Annotated in this window: 16 protein-coding genes; 10 read left to right on the forward strand and 6 right to left on the reverse strand. The window is 61.8% G+C overall.

What is annotated here, in order from left to right:
* Positions 1-163 precede the first annotated feature (163 nt).
* From BSIN_RS21460 to BSIN_RS21485, 6 genes are all read left to right on the forward strand, one after another.
* Positions 164-1,129: a sugar kinase gene (locus BSIN_RS21460; protein ID WP_089341926.1), complete on the forward strand. Its 966-nt coding sequence runs from the start codon at positions 164-166 to the stop codon at positions 1,127-1,129.
* A 345-nt stretch (positions 1,130-1,474) separates the two neighbouring features.
* Positions 1,475-2,752, forward strand: a complete 1,278-nt coding sequence (locus BSIN_RS21465) for an MFS transporter (protein WP_089341927.1) — start codon at positions 1,475-1,477, stop codon at positions 2,750-2,752.
* Between the two features lie 4 nt (positions 2,753-2,756).
* Positions 2,757-3,734 carry an NAD(P)-dependent oxidoreductase gene (locus tag BSIN_RS21470; protein WP_089341928.1) on the forward strand — a complete coding sequence of 326 codons (978 nt, stop codon included), beginning with the start codon at positions 2,757-2,759 and terminating at the stop codon, positions 3,732-3,734.
* 307 nt (positions 3,735-4,041) lie between these two features.
* Positions 4,042-5,085, forward strand: a complete 1,044-nt coding sequence (locus BSIN_RS21475) for a LacI family DNA-binding transcriptional regulator (protein WP_069234352.1) — start codon at positions 4,042-4,044, stop codon at positions 5,083-5,085.
* Positions 5,086-5,137: 52 nt separating this feature from the next.
* On the forward strand, positions 5,138-5,932 hold the full coding sequence (locus BSIN_RS21480) for a YhfC family intramembrane metalloprotease (RefSeq protein WP_089341929.1): 795 nt from the start codon (positions 5,138-5,140) through the stop codon (positions 5,930-5,932).
* Between the two features lie 13 nt (positions 5,933-5,945).
* Positions 5,946-6,308 (forward strand): DUF3022 domain-containing protein, encoded by a 363-nt coding sequence (locus tag BSIN_RS21485; RefSeq protein ID WP_089341930.1) that lies wholly within the window; start codon positions 5,946-5,948, stop codon positions 6,306-6,308.
* A gap of 43 nt (positions 6,309-6,351) precedes the next feature.
* On the opposite strand, the gene BSIN_RS21490 is transcribed toward BSIN_RS21485, so the two are convergent.
* Entirely contained in the window at positions 6,352-6,783 is a 432-nt protein-coding gene (locus BSIN_RS21490; protein WP_089341931.1) for a PGDYG domain-containing protein, read from the reverse strand.
* Positions 6,784-6,937: 154 nt separating this feature from the next.
* Entirely contained in the window at positions 6,938-7,408 is a 471-nt protein-coding gene (locus tag BSIN_RS21495; RefSeq protein ID WP_089341932.1) for a Spy/CpxP family protein refolding chaperone, read from the reverse strand.
* 271 nt (positions 7,409-7,679) lie between these two features.
* Here BSIN_RS21495 and BSIN_RS21500 point away from each other — a divergent pair, with 271 nt between their 5' ends.
* From BSIN_RS21500 to BSIN_RS21515, 3 genes are all read left to right on the forward strand, one after another.
* On the forward strand, positions 7,680-8,144 hold the full coding sequence (locus BSIN_RS21500; protein WP_069234357.1) for an Lrp/AsnC family transcriptional regulator: 465 nt from the start codon (positions 7,680-7,682) through the stop codon (positions 8,142-8,144).
* A 484-nt stretch (positions 8,145-8,628) separates the two neighbouring features.
* Positions 8,629-11,367, forward strand: coding sequence for a hypothetical protein (locus tag BSIN_RS25580; RefSeq protein WP_143757514.1), 2,739 nt, complete (start codon positions 8,629-8,631; stop codon positions 11,365-11,367).
* 470 nt (positions 11,368-11,837) lie between these two features.
* Positions 11,838-12,938 (forward strand): saccharopine dehydrogenase family protein, encoded by a 1,101-nt coding sequence (locus BSIN_RS21515; protein WP_069234360.1) that lies wholly within the window; start codon positions 11,838-11,840, stop codon positions 12,936-12,938.
* A 122-nt stretch (positions 12,939-13,060) separates the two neighbouring features.
* On the opposite strand, the gene BSIN_RS21520 is transcribed toward BSIN_RS21515, so the two are convergent.
* Together BSIN_RS21520 and cydX are read right to left on the reverse strand one after the other, a co-directional pair.
* Positions 13,061-13,681, reverse strand: coding sequence for a P-loop nucleotide/nucleoside kinase family protein (locus BSIN_RS21520; protein WP_089341935.1), 621 nt, complete (start codon positions 13,679-13,681; stop codon positions 13,061-13,063).
* Positions 13,678-13,830, reverse strand: a complete 153-nt coding sequence (cydX, locus tag BSIN_RS26860; RefSeq protein WP_089341936.1) for a cytochrome bd-I oxidase subunit CydX — start codon at positions 13,828-13,830, stop codon at positions 13,678-13,680. The genes BSIN_RS21520 and cydX overlap by 4 nt, the downstream gene beginning before the upstream one ends.
* 190 nt (positions 13,831-14,020) lie before the next feature.
* On the opposite strand from cydX, the gene corA reads away from it, so the two are divergent.
* A complete protein-coding gene (gene corA / locus BSIN_RS21530) occupies positions 14,021-14,998 on the forward strand; it encodes a magnesium/cobalt transporter CorA (protein WP_089341937.1) in 978 nt (325 codons plus the stop codon).
* 15 nt (positions 14,999-15,013) lie between these two features.
* Here the strand turns inward: corA and BSIN_RS21535 are convergent, their stop codons facing one another.
* Positions 15,014-15,304, reverse strand: a complete 291-nt coding sequence (locus BSIN_RS21535) for a YciI-like protein (protein WP_089341938.1) — start codon at positions 15,302-15,304, stop codon at positions 15,014-15,016.
* Positions 15,305-15,571: 267 nt separating this feature from the next.
* On the reverse strand, positions 15,572-15,812 hold a 241-nt coding region (locus BSIN_RS26285; RefSeq protein ID WP_218192442.1), incomplete at its 5' end, for a hypothetical protein.

Here is a 15,812-nt window from a genome sequence, read left to right on the forward strand (position 1 = left end):
TCGCCGACGACGCGGCGGCGCGCGTGGCGTGGCTCGCGGCCGCATGACGGAGCTGCCCGCCCGGTCCGCAACGAGCTAAGCTTGACGCCGGCGCCGCGCCGCGCCGCGAGCAGCGCATACAACGATGCCCACTGTCACGATCACGAAGGAGCCATTCAATATCATGCAAGTCCCGCTCGACGTCATTACCTATGGCGAAGCGATGGCGATGTTCGTTGCCGACGAGCCCGGCCCGCTGGAAAGCGCGACGCATTTCGCCAAGCGCATCGCGGGCGCCGAGCTGAACGTCGCGATCGGCCTCGCGCGGCTGGGTTTCCGGGTCGGCTGGGTGAGCCGCATCGGCCAGGACTCGTTCGGCCGCTATGTGCTCGACACGCTCGCGCGCGAGCACATCGACGCGTCGTGTGTGAGCGTCGATGCGCGTTATCCGACTGGCTTTCAGTTGAAGTCGCGTGCGATGCACGGCGCGGACCCGGTGGTCGAATATTTTCGCAAGGGCTCGGCCGCGAGCCGTCTGTCGCTCGATGACTACATCGCCGAATATGTGCTCGGCGCCCGGCATCTGCATTTGACTGGCGTTGCGCCCGCATTGTCCGATACGTCGCGCGAACTCGCGTTTCATCTCGCGCACGCGATGCGCGACGCAGGCAAGACGGTGTCGTTCGATCCGAATTTGCGGCCCACGCTATGGCCGTCGCCCGACGCGATGGCGAGCACGCTGAACGCGCTCGCGGCGCTCGCCGACTGGGTGCTGCCGGGGCTGGCCGAAGGCCGGCAGCTCACCGGCCGCGATGCGCCCGCCGATATAGCGGAGTTCTATCTGGCGCGCGGCGCGCGCGGCGTGGTCATCAAGCTCGGCGCCGAAGGCGCGTACTTCCGGACGGACGACGGGGACGAGGGCACGGTGGCGGCCGAGCGTGTCGAACGGGTCGTCGATACCGTCGGTGCGGGCGACGGCTTTGCGGTCGGCGTCGTCAGCGCGCTGCTCGAAGGCCGCGCGATCGCCGAGGCGGTGGTGCGCGGCAATCGCATCGGTGCGCTCGCGATCCAGGTGATCGGCGATTCGGAAGGCTTGCCGACGCGCGCGCAGCTCGATCGGATCGAAAGCGCGGCCGACCGGGCCGATTGACGGACGGGGGGCGGGCGCGCGGCGGGCCGTTCGTGCCGGCTCGGGGTGGACGCAATCGCGGCGAGCCGCGCGCCGGCAGCGTATGCCGCGCGGGTGATAAGGGATCGGAGTGGGCGCTTTAGCGCCCACTCCGATCGACCGCCAAGGGGATGGAGCAGGTGCTGAAGCACGCACTCCATCCAACCGTGGCATGGGATGGGAGTAAGCGCTAAAGCGCCAACTCCCATCGACCGCCAAGGGGATGGAGTAGGTGCTGAAGCACGCACTCCATCCAACCGTGGCATGGGATGGGAGTAAGCGCTAAAGCGCCAATTCCCATCGACATCGACACAGGGGACACGCTTCATGCCAGCAATACTTGCGCCTCGCCGCTGGTGGACGATCATGCCGATCGTCTTCATCACGTATAGCCTCGCCTATCTCGATCGCGCGAATTACGGCTTTGCCGCCGCGGCCGGCATCAATCAAGATCTCGGCATCAGCAAGGCGCTGTCGTCGCTGATCGGCGCACTGTTCTTTCTCGGCTACTTCTTCTTTCAGATTCCGGGCGCGATCTACGCGCAACGGCGCAGCGTGAAGAAGCTCGTGTTCTGGAGCCTCGTGCTGTGGGGCGCGTGCGCGACGGCGACGGGGATCGTCACGAACATCCCGTCGCTGATGGCGATCCGTTTCCTGCTCGGCGTCGTCGAAGCAGCGGTGATGCCCGCGATGTTGATCTTCATCAGCAACTGGTTCACGAAGCACGAGCGCTCACGCGCGAACACGTTCCTGATTCTCGGCAACCCGGTGACGGTGCTGTGGATGTCGGTCGTCTCGGGCTATCTGGTGCACGAATTCGGCTGGCGTCACATGTTCGTCGCCGAAGGCGTGCCGGCAATCGTCTGGGCGGTGTGCTGGTGGTTCATCGTGCAGGACAAGCCCGCGCAGGCGGCCTGGCTCAGCGCCGACGAAAAGCGCGCGCTCGATGCCGCGCTCGTGGCCGAGCAGGCGGTGCTCAAGCCCGTGCGCAACTATCGCGACGCGTTTCGCTCGCCGGCGGTGATCCGGCTGTGCGCGCAGTATTTTTGCTGGAGTATCGGCGTGTATGGTTTCGTGTTGTGGCTGCCGTCGATCGTGAAAAGCGGCTCGTCGCTCGGCATGGTCGAGACCGGCTGGCTGTCGGCGCTGCCATATCTGGCGGCGGTGATCGCGATGCTCGCGGCGTCGTGGGCGTCCGACAAGCTCGGTTCGCGCAAGCGTTTCGTCTGGCCGTTCCTGCTCGTCGGCGCGCTGGCGTTCGCCGCGTCGTATATGCTGGGCGCCGCGCATTTCTGGATATCCTACGGGCTGCTCGTGGTCGCCGGCGCGGCGATGTACGCGCCATACGGGCCGTTCTTCGCGATCGTGCCGGAGCTGCTGCCGAAGAACGTCGCGGGCGGCGCAATGGCGTTGATCAACAGCATGGGCGCGCTCGGCTCGTTCGTCGGCTCGTATGTCGTCGGTTATCTGAACGGCGCGACGGGCTCGCCCGCCGCCTCCTATGCTTTCATGAGCGCCGCGCTCGTGCTGGCCGTCGTGCTGACGCTGTCGGTGCGGCAGGCGGACACGGCGCCGCCGCTCGCCCATCCGCTGCAAGGAAAATGAATCGATGAAGCATCGTATCGTCGTCTACAAGCCGCTGTCTGACGACGTGCTCGCGTATCTGCGCGAGCACGCGCATGTGAGCATCGTCGACGGCGCCGACGCGCTGGCGCAAGCGCTCGGCGACGCCGAAGGCGCGCTCGGCGCGAGCCTGAAGATCACGCCCGCGTTGCTCGAGCGCGCGCCGCGCCTGCGCGCGTGGTCGACGATCTCGGTCGGTTTCGACAACTTCGACGTCGACGATCTGACCCGGCGCGGCATTGTGCTCGCGCATACGCCGGACGTGCTGACGGAGTCGACCGCCGATACGGTGTTCGCCCTGATGCTTGCGAGCGCGCGGCGCGTCGTCGAACTCGCCGAATTCGTGAAGGCGGGCAATTGGCGGCAGAGCATCGGCGAAGCGCTGTACGGCACCGACGTGCACGGCAAGACGCTCGGAATCATCGGGCTCGGGCGCATCGGCGCGGCGGTGGCGCGGCGCGCGGCGCTCGGCTTCCAGATGCCGGTGTTATATACGAATCGCAGCGCGAATCCCGACGCGCAGGCGCGATACGGCGCGCGCCGCGTCGAACTCGACACGCTGTTGGCGCAGGCCGATTTCGTATGCGTGCAAGTGCCGCTGACCGACGAGACGCGCCACCTGATCGGCGCGCGCGAGCTGGCGATGATGAAGCGTAGTGCGATCCTCGTGAACGCGTCGCGCGGGCCCGTGGTCGACGAGGCGGCGCTCGCCGCCGCGCTTGCCGCCGGCACCATCCGCGCAGCCGGGCTCGACGTGTTCGAACGTGAGCCGCTTGCCGCCGATTCGCCGCTGTTGGCACTGCCGAACGTCGTCGCGCTGCCGCACATCGGCTCGGCCACGCACGAGACGCGGCACGCGATGGCGCGCTGCGCGGCCGAAAACCTGATCGCCGCGCTCGACGGCAAGCTCTCGCGCAACATCGTCAATCGCGACGTGCTGACGCGTGCCGCGGGCGGTCAATGAGCCGGCGGCCGGCGTCGTGCCCGGCGCGCCGCGCAACCTTCATTCCGCTTACTGAGGCGACGCGCTTGCGCCGCCGCTAGAGTCGGACATCTTGGTACGGTCCGATGGGCTGCGTTATGATCGCCGCTCATCGCCCATGCGAGATGCACGGCGATGCACGTAAGGCGCCGTGTCGATGCGCCGTTTCCTATCGTTTTGCGTGGCCGGATCGGGCTGGCGTCAGATATCGCGCGTTGGCCGGTCCGTCGAACAACAATGACCCGCTCGTTTGGCCAGCGGCGCGGGCTGCTTGTCGCGAGGCGACCCAGTGACTGATTCTCGAAACCGCTCGTTGCGTCCCGCGACGATCAGCGACGTCGCCCGCGAAGCGGGCACGGGCAAGACCAGCGTCTCACGCTATTTGAACGGCGAAACGAACGTATTGTCTGCCGACTTGCGCAAGCGCATCGAAGATGCGATTGCACGCCTGAACTATCGCCCCAACCAGATGGCGCGCGGCTTGAAACGCGGCCGCAACCGCCTGCTCGGGCTGCTCGCCGCCGACCTGACGAACCCCTATACCGTCGAAGTGCTGGGCGGCGTCGAAGCCGCGTGTCACGCACTCGGCTACATGCCGCTCATCTGCCACGCGGCGAACGAGCTTGAGATGGAACGCCGCTATCTGCAATTGCTGACGACTTATCGCGTCGAGGGGATGGTCGTCAACGCGCTCGGCGCCGACGAGAATGCACTGAAATCGCTGCGCGGCGGCGGCATTCCGACGGTGCTCGTCGATCGCAGCATCGAAGGTTTCGACGCCGACATCATCGGACTCGACAACACGGCCGCGGTCGAACTGGCCCTGCGGCATCTGTTCGATCAGGGTTTCGAATCGATTCATTTCGTTGTGCAGCCGTTTTCGCACGTTAGCTCGCGGCGGCTGCGCGAGGCGGCGTTCCGCACGCAGCTTGCGGCGTCCGGCCGTCAACCCGCGCCGACGCTCGTGCTCGACTTACAAGATGCCAACGCGATGCGCGAGGCGCTGAGCGAATTCGACGCACGGATCGATGCGGCCGCCGGCCATCGCACGCGGCCGGCATTCTTCGCGGCGAACGCGCCCGTCGGGCTCGCGCTCGCGCGGCATCTGCACGCGCGATTCGGCAATGCGTGGACGGCGCGCGTCGCGCTGATCGCGATCGACGATCCGGATTGGGCGGAATTGATCGGCGTGACGACGATCCGCCAGCCGACCTACACGATCGGCTATCGTGCGGTCGAATTCGTGCATGAGCGGATCGACGGCGGCACAGGCGCGTTTCGCGAGATGCTGCTGCCCGGCGAGCTGCGCGTGCGCGCGTCGACCGCAAGCTGAGTATCATGCGGCTCACGCACTGAGCCAGTGCGCGTTTTGAACAAGGATTGTCATGACTGTTGCTCCCGTCACGTTGGCCGCGCTCGTCGTCGCCACGCTGATCGTGGCGTTGTTGCCGATCGGCCTCTATCGATTGCTCCGCAAGAGTGCCGCGCTCGACAGGCGCGACGCGATCGTCGGCATTGCCGCCTACACGCTGTTCGCGACGCTGCTCGAACGCGGGCTCTATGCGCTGTTGCTGAGCCAGCCGGCGACGGTGGCATGGCTGTCCAAGCCTGCCGTGTTTGCCGTGTCGGGCGCGCTCATCGCCGCGCTGTTCGAGGAAACCGGCCGCTATCTGGGGCTGCGCTTCGCCGCGAAACGCTACGGCCCGTCGGCCGGCGGCGGCCGCGGGCTCGGCTACGGGCTCGGTTTCGGCGGCGCGCAGGCGTGGTTCGCCGGCGTCGTCGTGCTCGCACAATGGGCCTATCTTGCATGGCTCGCGAACCGCGGCGCGCTCAACGAGCAATTGTCGACGATGCCGCCCGATCTCGCGCTGCGCATCCAGGTGATGTTGGCGACGATGTCGGCTTCGTCGATCTCGGTGTCGGTGCTCGAGCGCGTCGCCGGGTTCCTGTTCCAGGTCGTGCTGTCGATAGCGATGTGGCGGGGTGTGCAGGCGCGCAAGTGGTGGATTTTGCCGCTGCTGATCGTGGTGCATCCGTTGATCGATTTGCCGTCGATTCTGTATGGCGCGGGCACGGTCCCGTTCGAATCGATGGTCGCGCTGTATCTGCTGCTGGCCGCAGGTTCCGCACTCGGGTTGATCAAGCAGTGCCGCCGCCTGGCGACGCAGACGGCACGCTGAAGGAGAGGGCGCGATGGACGATTATCAGTACGACTGCGCAAGCGCGGAATTTGAGGCGCTCGCGTGCGTGATCTGCGACCTGTTTCCGGAGCAGACGCGTTTTGCCGAGCGCGCCGATAACGCCGGGCGGTTTCTTGCTGTCCAATGGCTGGCGATGCGCTTCGGTGCGACGCCGCGCAAGATGACGCTCGACGTGCGCATTGCACCGGCTGCGCTCAAGCGCTATCTCGAATTGAAGCCGATGCAGCGCGCGCGCAGTCATGCGGTGCTGCGCGCCTACGTCGAGGCGATGCTCGGCACGCTCGAGCAACGGCATGCGAACGGCGAGGCGGTGTCGCGCGAGGCGCTCGTCGAACTCGGCGACGAGTTTGCTTGATTGAGAGCGCAGGGCAGCCGCGCCCGGGCCGCTCGACGGCGGCTCAAGGCGCCGCGCGATATACCTGCGCGAAGCGTTGGGCCTGCACGATGCCGTAATCGCCGGGCGCATACTGCATGACCCAATCGCCTGCGTTGCCGCGCAACGTGTCGCCGCCTGCCGAGCGTGCGATCGAAAACGGAGCCTCCATCCGCTTCGCGAGCACGACGACGGGAAGGTTGCGATACGCGCCTGGTTCGCCGTGCGCGTGAGCGGCGGCAGGCACGTACTTCGCGTCGAAGCGCGCGCGCGATACCACCCAGCGATCCCCCGTCGAGCCGGTGACGAGCGCGTCGGCCGCCGCATACCGGTTTGGGCCTTCGAGGCTCATCAGCTCGCCGGGCCGGGCGGCGAATTCGACCTGGACCGTCTCGTCCTTGATGACGCGCATTGCATCGGGATCGTGGCGGAGGTCGACGTTTTGCAGTTCGATCATGTCGGTTGGAGTCAATCAAAGCGCGACACTTTAACGTGAAACGGCGCGCACGGGAATGCCGCGCGCCAGTGCGGGGCATCTGTGCTGGACTGCCGGACCAACCGACATGGGCGGGACGGCGCGTACCGCGGCCGCGCGTCGTCCACCGGCGGTCTTATTCCTTCACCCCCGCCCGGCTCTTGCCGGCATCCGGGTGCTGCAGCCAGTTGCGAAACGTGGTGTCGGCAAGCGCCTTTTGCTCGGGCGGGAAGCTCGTGTACAGCGGCGTGAACGCGTCGGCGAGCTTCTTCGCGCCGTCGGCACCTGCCTGCGTCAGTTCGACGTACTGCTTGATATCGTCAAGCGCCGATGCGTTCTTGTTGTTGAGCCGGTCGCGGAAGAGGCGCGCCATCGATTCGTTGTTCTCGCGAATCGTGTCGGCGAACGCTTTCCATTGCGACTCCTGCGCCGGGGTGATCTTGAGCTGATTGTGCAGATACGTGATGCGCTCCTCGACACGCGCTTCGTGGCGCGCGGCCGCCGTGCCAGAGGCCGCCGCGGGCGGGGCCGGGGGCGTTTGCGCGTGCGAGAGCGCCGCCGACAACGTAAGCGCGGCGGCAGCGAGAGTCAGCGGGATCTTTTTCATTGTGGCTCCTAAGTGATGGTCCAGCAGTGGTGCGGCCAGGGTTCGGTAACGGGCCGCGGGCGCGCCGGCAGGAGCGGCGCACGTTCCGCGTTATTAGTAGCATGGTATCGGGGTACCGGACATCGTTGCGACATCTGCTTACAACCGAAACGAATCGAAATCGACGGCGCGGATCTGCGCGGATCTGTTTTCGCGGCGCTTCGAGATTGGGCGGGTTGGGCGGCCGGCCGTTCGGCGCTATCATCGCGGCACTTTCATTCATTCGTGCGCCATGCGTCCTCCCCGACTCGATCAACTCGACGAACTCGATCGCAACCTCGTTGCGCTGCTGCAAGCGAACGCGCGCGCCAGCGTCGCGGATCTCGCGCGGCAGCTCGGCGTCGCGCGCACGACGGTCCTGGCCCGCATTGCGCGGCTCGAGCGCACCCAGGTGATTGCAGGCTACAGCGTGCGGCTCGGGCAGGACGTGCTCGATGCGAGCATCTACGCATACGTCGGCATCATTCTCGCGCCGAAGTACGGCAAGGATGTGCTCAAGCGCCTCGATCGGATGCCCGAAGTCCAGCTTTTATGCGCGGTAAGCGGCGAATACGACTACGTGGCATGGCTCAGGGCGGATTCGCCCGATCGGCTCAACGATCTGCTTGACCAGATCGGCACGCTCGAGGGCGTCGAGCGCACGACCACATCGATCATTCTGGCGCGCAAGATCGATCGCGGAACGATCGGCGGTTAGACCGCGAACCCGCGATGGCTCGCGGGCCGCGCGTGCAACGCGTGTCGACGGAACAATCATGGCGGGCCGGCCGGACCCGCGGAAACCCGGCCGCTGCGAAAATCGTCTCGGTAAAGCGAAATTCGTCGATCGAGCATTAATAATCGCCAAGATATACTCGGTGACAGAGTTTAATCGATTGAAAATAACAGGTTTGGGTGCGGATGCTCTTAGTTAAGCCTCGATGTGTTTCCGGGCGGCGTGGGGCGCCGCATTAAATTTGACGAAATACATAGGTGTGGCATCGGTAGGAATAATATTAATAATAATTGTTTTGCGCGGCGCCAATGCCTGCTTTGGCAGGCGTTCTGATTTTTCAAAGCCAACCGATTCGTGCGTTACGCCGTATGTATATATGAACATCCGCCAGGAACTGGATATGCTCTAATTTTATTTAAATTTCGATTAAATTTCATACATCGATGGATCGCCAGGAGCATTTTCCATGAGACGACATATTTCAAGAACACAGAATCCGTTGTTAGATGTTCACAGGAAAATGGCCGACGACCATAATGCCTGGCAACAACGCCATTTGCTGCCGCCACGCCGCCATAAAGCCGCGCCGCGCGCGGTATCGGCATGTCATGCGCAAACCGCGCTTTTTTTCACTTTTTTATTGGCGGGCGATTACGTCGTCAACGGATGTGCTGCCATGCGAACGGCCGGAAATACGCAGGTTCGCCGGCGCTTCCATGCCGCAGATTCGAAAGAAGGTATGCGCACAGATATGGCGCAGCACACATCGGCTTGCGCAAAAGAATATTCCTTGCCCCGGCATAGTGGCACACCGGCCACGAATATTATCGACCATGCGATAGCAATTGGCGAACCGCTCGCCGATTCGTCCCGAAATCAGTTATTTCAATCAGACCACTTTGCCGCTGAAACAACGCCTCGTGCAGGAATGAAGCAATTTGCGGTCAATGTGGGCGGTAACCAAACCAAAATTGGCAGCGAAAGTCGTTTTGGTGATAAACATGGCGTAAAAACCGGGCCATTAACCCAACCTAGTGAATCGAACGTCACCGATCATTCTCAAAGATATTTGAAATCGAGCGCGCCGGCCGCTTCGGCCGGAATAGCCAATGTTCGACATGCAAGAAGCGTCGATGTATCCCCCCCGTCCATGCCGGCGATAGACCAGACGCTACAAGGCGATCTCCAGATCGATGGCAGTTCGTTGATCGGCGCACGGATATTGGGCATGCGCAAATTATTGGGCGATGTGGCAAAGAACCATGAAGACGAGCAGTTGTTGGAATTGGCAAATGGCATTCATCAATGCGCATATCGTCACCCTGCCAATCAAACCGCTGCGGCGCTTTCTCTAGCGCTGCTTGGCGAGGAATGTTCGTATTGGGCGGCAGCACATGGTGGCAACGAGCTGAAAATAAATACATACGCCAAGATGAGAATATTTCGAGAATCATGGTCTATCGCCTTGAATTCGCCATCACTCCCAGAGTTCAAAAATAGAACTGAATTGGCCAAGGACTACATCGCGGAAAATAATATCGAGTCGAAGTATTTTCATGCTGGACTTCAGAAATGGTTGGCTGTGGAATACGATTTTCTCGTCAAGCGAGTCAGTCAGTATCGAGAAATTGCGATCGAATATTTCAAGCAATTTGATAAATTCATCAAGCAGAATATTGATGCGACTGTTAAGGCGAAAGTATTTGCTCTTGCGGATGAATCAAAGGTAGGAAGGCTGACGCTTGAATATCGTCCCGAGAAAGCTTGGGTCATATCGGACGCAAGCCTGAAAATCTATGATATGAGAGATCGATATATTGGGGTGGTGGTAGCGAAATCGCGGGATATCATCCAAGATGCAAGCGAGCCGGCGCTGGTCCTGCCGGTACCCGGGGATCGTTATTTGCTAATTAAGCCGAATGGTGAAATTTCATATGTAAACGATATTGTGCGGGGCGATGAAATTCAAAAAGGCCCGGCGCTAGCTGCTTTGGGAGCGGAGTTTTCCCGCAATATAACCAACAATGACCGGGAAACGCTGTGTGATACAAACAAGAAAGACTTATGCGATCTTTCTGATTTTAGGTTGCATTCCAGTTTGTACAGCACGCCGCATCGTCCAATTTCAATACGCGATATCATGGAAGCCAAAGTTAAGCGCCACATGATCAGGCTGATAGATGCGTGGAAGGACAGTATGTACACTGAGACACCCACCGACGCATTGTTCAGTTTCATCATCCCATTTTACGAAACGATAAATAAGGCCCAATTGGATCCGCGTTATCAAGTTCGTATCCAGGATATCGCATTGGATATTGTTCAGCTGGGCCTGACGCTTGCCACGATCGGTAGTTCGACAATCAGCTTTAAAGCTATCCGGGCGGGAGTGAGAGCTGCCAGGGCTGCAAAACTAGCGAGTGCCACCGAAAGGGCATCCGCCATCGTTAGAGCTACGCTCGAAGGTTCCAAAACCAGCAGCTTCCTATTAGTAGCGGGAAGGGAATTAACCGATTTTGTGATACCAGTTTTTACTGCGCGCAGCATTTTTCGCGCGGCCTTCAATATCCCAAAAAGCAGGATGGCTAAAATAATTGGTGGCGAATTGCAAAAGATGGACGAATTATTCAAAAAACTTGTCATTCAAAACACTGCGCTCGATAAAATTTATGAAAATATTGCCCTGGGCTTCGATTACGTCATGTCGCCTGCTGATATAAAGAAAATGATCGATGAAAGGGCGGCGAGAAAAATTCCAGATAAATTGTTTAGGGGGCAATCGTCCGTGGTGGATAAAAATTATTTGGGCACGCCGTGGACTCGTGTCGATGAATTATCTCGCGATGATTATCTGGTTGACTGTATAAAACACTCCGCAAGGGCTGGCGGCTCGATGGGTAGAGTGCTTTCGCTCAGCGCGAACAAATTCGTGGCAAAAAAATTTGCGATCAGCCGGCAAGCGGGAAAATTATTCATGATACATGCCGACAAAAGCCCTCGCAATTTTCGAACGATCGAAGATATCATAAAAAATGAAGGGCCTCGATTGATTTCGGAAGGGAAAATAACCGCCGGAACCTTGGCGTCCGCCGTCAGAAATAGTGCGATTAATCGAGAAGAGGAAATATTTTATATGCTTGGCAGTATTCCGGATGAAATGGTAGAAATTGTAAGCAATAAAAAATTTCACGAATTGTCGGTTTGATTTTTTGTGCAATTGCAATATGAAAAGAAGGACCGGTCGACGACCATGCGCGTCATCTCATGCCGTGCTGTCTCATGCGGCGGGCGCGTTGAACAAGCCTGGGTATCTGTTGCTCAACGCGCGACGCGCCGGTTGGCGCTGCGGACAATACGCGTGCGCGGCACCCTGGTATTCGTCTCTGCAATTGCCCAGGCCCGAGGCGATGGGGGATGGGAACGGGTTGACGGCAAAGCTCGCGTTGAAGATCGAACGCGGGAGCGCGTCCTGAAGCAGGCCGCTCGTCTCGTCGCCTCGCGGCGTGCGCATTGATACGCCGTTTACAACAAAACGTCAAAACGGAATGACGATTCGTCGAAAACACGCGTCGTTTCGCATCAAATTTAATCTATAAACTGTTTTTGCACATCCCTACACTCTCCGACAGGGCAACGCGCCGTTTACAACAACCATTTCGTCAGGAGAGACTCAACATGAAAATCGCCATCGTCGGCGCTGGTCTTATCGGTCACACCATTGCGCATCTGTTGCGCGAAACCGGCGACTACGAAGTCGTCGCATTCGATCGCGATGCGGAAGTGCTCGCGAAGCTGTCGAGCCTGGGCATCGCGACGCAGCGCGTCGATTCGGCCGACGCGTCGGCGATTCGCGAAGCCGTGAAGGGTTTCGATGCGCTCATCAACGCACTGCCGTACTACCTCGCGGTCAACGTCGCGGCGGCGGCGAAGGCGGCGGGCGTCCATTACTTCGATTTGACCGAGGACGTGCGCGCGACGCATGCGATCCGCGAGCTGGCCGAGGGCTCGGACCGCGCGTTCATGCCGCAATGCGGGTTGGCGCCGGGGTTCATCGGCATTGCCGCGCATGAACTCGTCAACGGCTTTAGCGAAGTGCGTGACGTGAAAATGCGTGTCGGCGCGCTGCCCGAATATCCGACGAATGCGCTCAAATACAACCTGACGTGGAGCGTCGACGGCCTGATCAACGAATACTGTCAGCCGTGCGAAGCGGTTCGCGAAGGGCGCCGGCAGTGGGTGCAGCCGCTCGAAGGGCTCGAGCATTTCTCGCTCGACGGCACCGAGTACGAGGCGTTCAACACGTCGGGTGGCCTCGGCACGCTTTGCGAGACGCTCGAAGGCAAGGTTGAGACGCTCGATTACAAGTCGGTACGCTATCCGGGCCACCGCGCGCTCATCCAATTTCTGCTCGAGGATCTGCGCCTGTCGACCGATCGCGACACGCTGAAATCGATCATGCGCCGCGCGGTGCCGTCGACGAAGCAGGACGTCGTGCTCGTATTCGTGACGGTGACGGGCGTCAAGCACGGGCAGCTCGTGCAGGATGTGTTCACGCGCAAAATCTTCGCGAAGGAAGTGTGCGGGATGCCGATGAGCGCGATTCAGATCACGACGGCCGGCGCGATGTGCGCGGTGCTCGATTTGTTCCGGGAAAAGAAGCTGCCGCAAAGCGGCTTCGTGCGCCAGGAGCAGGTGCCGCTCGCCGCATTCCTCGAGAATCGCTTCGGCAAGCTGTACGAAGGCGAGTCGCTGGTGCGGATGCACGCGCTCGCGTGACCCGGCTGCGGCAACGGGCGGGCAGTGCGGCCGGTTCCGCCGATCGGCCTGACCGCTTTCCGGTTGCCGGCCTGCATCCGAATCCGTCGCCGGGCGCCCGCCCGGCGCTTTCTCATGCCGGTTTAGGCGGGTAACGGCGGAACCGTCGAAATCGTGCGCGCCGGCGGCGGCACAATCCGCGCGAGCAGGGCGTCGAAATCGGCATCGGTGGGCGCGGTGTTGTCGAACATCAACAGATCGTCGTACTGCTCACCGGACGGCGAGAAGCGGCGCTGCCGGTATTCGTCCCAATGCGCAAGCTTGTACGCGTCGTTCGGATTGCCGCGAGCGACGATTCGCGCATGCGCGATGGCTTCCGACGTGTGTACCCAGATGACGCGCAGCACGACATCGGGCCCGATGCCCAGCCATTCGCGATCGAACAGCCGGGCGTCACGGATTTCGCGCGACAGCGGCCCGACCGCGAGCACACTGATGCCGAGCGCCAGATTCTCGCGTGCGGTATCGAGCAGCCCTTGATATTCGGGGTCGCGCAAGTGCTGTAGATAAAGCGGGCTGTCGCGATCGTTCGGATTCTGCGTCAGCGCGCCCATTGCGGCCGCGCTATAGCGGCCGTACAGCGTATCCTTGTCGAGCAGGCAGAATGCGTCGCCGGTCGCGTGCATCAGCGGCCGGATCAGACGCTTGGCGAGCGTGGTCTTGCCGGTGCCTGCGTGGCCGCAGACGAACACCAGATAGGTCACGGGCGTGGCCCTTGCTGGGCGGCGGGCCCGCGGCGTTCGCCGTCGGCATCGTCACGCGGAAATTGGCCGTTCGCTTCGAGCCACATCACATTGATGATGCCGAAGCCGAGTGCGACCCCTATGCCGAGAATCCATGAGTAATACCACATTGCGGTCTCCTTGATGGATGAGCGGGCGGGGCATGCCGCCCGGCGCTCGCGCGCGTGCGGCGTTGAGCGTCGGCACGGGCGCGCGACACCGATCATGACCAATAATGACGGACGGCGCAAGGCACGGGCCGCTCGCGATGGCCGCAAGCCGCTAAACTAAGCGGCCCATTCGTTCCAATCACGTAACCGCATGCTGATCAACTGCGCCGCATATCAGGATGGCCAAAAGCTGGCCGACATCGACATCGACGATATCAGCGACTACGTCGCGAAGCCGGAATGCTTCGTGTGGGTCGCGTTGAAGGACCCGGAGCCGGCCGAACTCGAAAGGATGGGCGACGAGTTCGGCCTGCACGAGCTTGCGCTCGAGGACGCGCGCAAGGGCCATCAGCGCCCGAAGATCGAGGAATACGGCGATTCGTTGTTCGCGGTGCTGCATACGGCCGAACTCGATTCGGACGGCGAACTCCAGTTCGGCGAACTGAACGTGTTCGTCGGGCCGAATTATGTGCTGTCGATTCGCAACGGCTCGGAACAGGATTTCCGGGCGGTACGCGCCCGTTGCGAGCGCGAGCCCGGATTGCTGAGGGAGGGCTCGGCGTTCGTGCTCTATGCGCTGATGGACGAGGTGGTGGACCGCTATTTCCCAATACTCGAGACGCTCGGCGCCGAGTTGGAGGCGCTGGAGGACCGCATTTTCGCGAAATCGGGCACGGCCGCGGCGCGCGCGCTGATCGAGGATCTGTATTCGCTCAAGCGCCGGCTCGTGGCGCTCTATCAGCACACCGCACCGCTCGTCGAACCGTTGTCGAAGCTCGTCGGCGGTCGGATTCCGCAGATTTGCGCGGGCATGGAGCATTATTTCCGCGACGTCTGCGACCATCTGCTGCGGATCGTGAGAACGATCGAAGCCCGGCGCGAGATGCTCGTTACGGCGATTCAAGTGAATCTCGGCATGATTTCGCTCGCCGAAAACGAAGTGACGAAGCGGCTCGGCTCGTTCGCCGCGCTATTCGCGATCCCGACGATGATCGCCGGGATCTACGGGATGAATTTCAATAACATCCCGGAACTGCGTTGGCGCTATGGGTTTTACATCTGCATCGGCGTGATGCTCGCGGCCGATTTGTTCCTGTGGTGGCGCTTCAGGAAAGTGGGTTGGCTGTAAAGCGGCGGCGTTTCGTCACGCGGGCGGCGCATGCTTGCCGATGACGACGGTCCAGGGCCGCACCCGCCACCGCCGGACCAGGCCGTGCGTCACGTAGGGATCGGCTCGCGCGAACGCCTCGGCGACGGCGGCGGACGCGCCCTCGAACACGAGCACCGCTTCATCGGCCGGCTCGGCGAGCGCGCCCGCGAGCAGCAGCTCGCCGCGGCCGCTCGCGGCGCGCGCGAGTTCGAGATGCTCGGCGCGGTAAGCGCCGCGCCGCTCGAGATAATCGTCGACCAGGTCGTAGATCAGCAGATAGAACATGGGAATACTCGTCGGGCAGTGATGATCGGGGAGGGCCACGCGGTTCGCGCAGTGCCGGAATAAGCCGGTTACGGTATCTCGGCCGGAAAGTATATCGCCGGCGTAGGCCAGGTGGGCGGATCGCGCGGACACGATGCGCGCGTCGCACGACGGGGCGCCGCTGGCACCTGCGGCCATCGCCGGATGCCGTCGAATGGCTACGCCGGCAAACACGCGGTTACAAATCGATACTGCTCGCAGCTCGCACAGGCGTCAGACTGGCGCGCATCAGCGCCGTTGTGGATCGCGCGGCCGATGGCCGGTCATCCGGAATGGCAGCGTCGCCATGACGGCTCGCCGAACGTCCACTCCTACGAATCCGCTCGAATCGATGAAGCTCAAAACCGTGTTATTTGTCGGCCTGTCGTCGGCGATGCTTGGTAAGCGGCTCGGGTAGGCCAGTCCCCCATTCGCGCGCGCGTGAGGCATGATGGTGATGGCGTGGTGGAGTCCGTGACCTACACGGTTA

It is taken from the genome of Burkholderia singularis, from assembly GCF_900176645.1.
Lineage (GTDB): Bacteria > Pseudomonadota > Gammaproteobacteria > Burkholderiales > Burkholderiaceae > Burkholderia > Burkholderia singularis.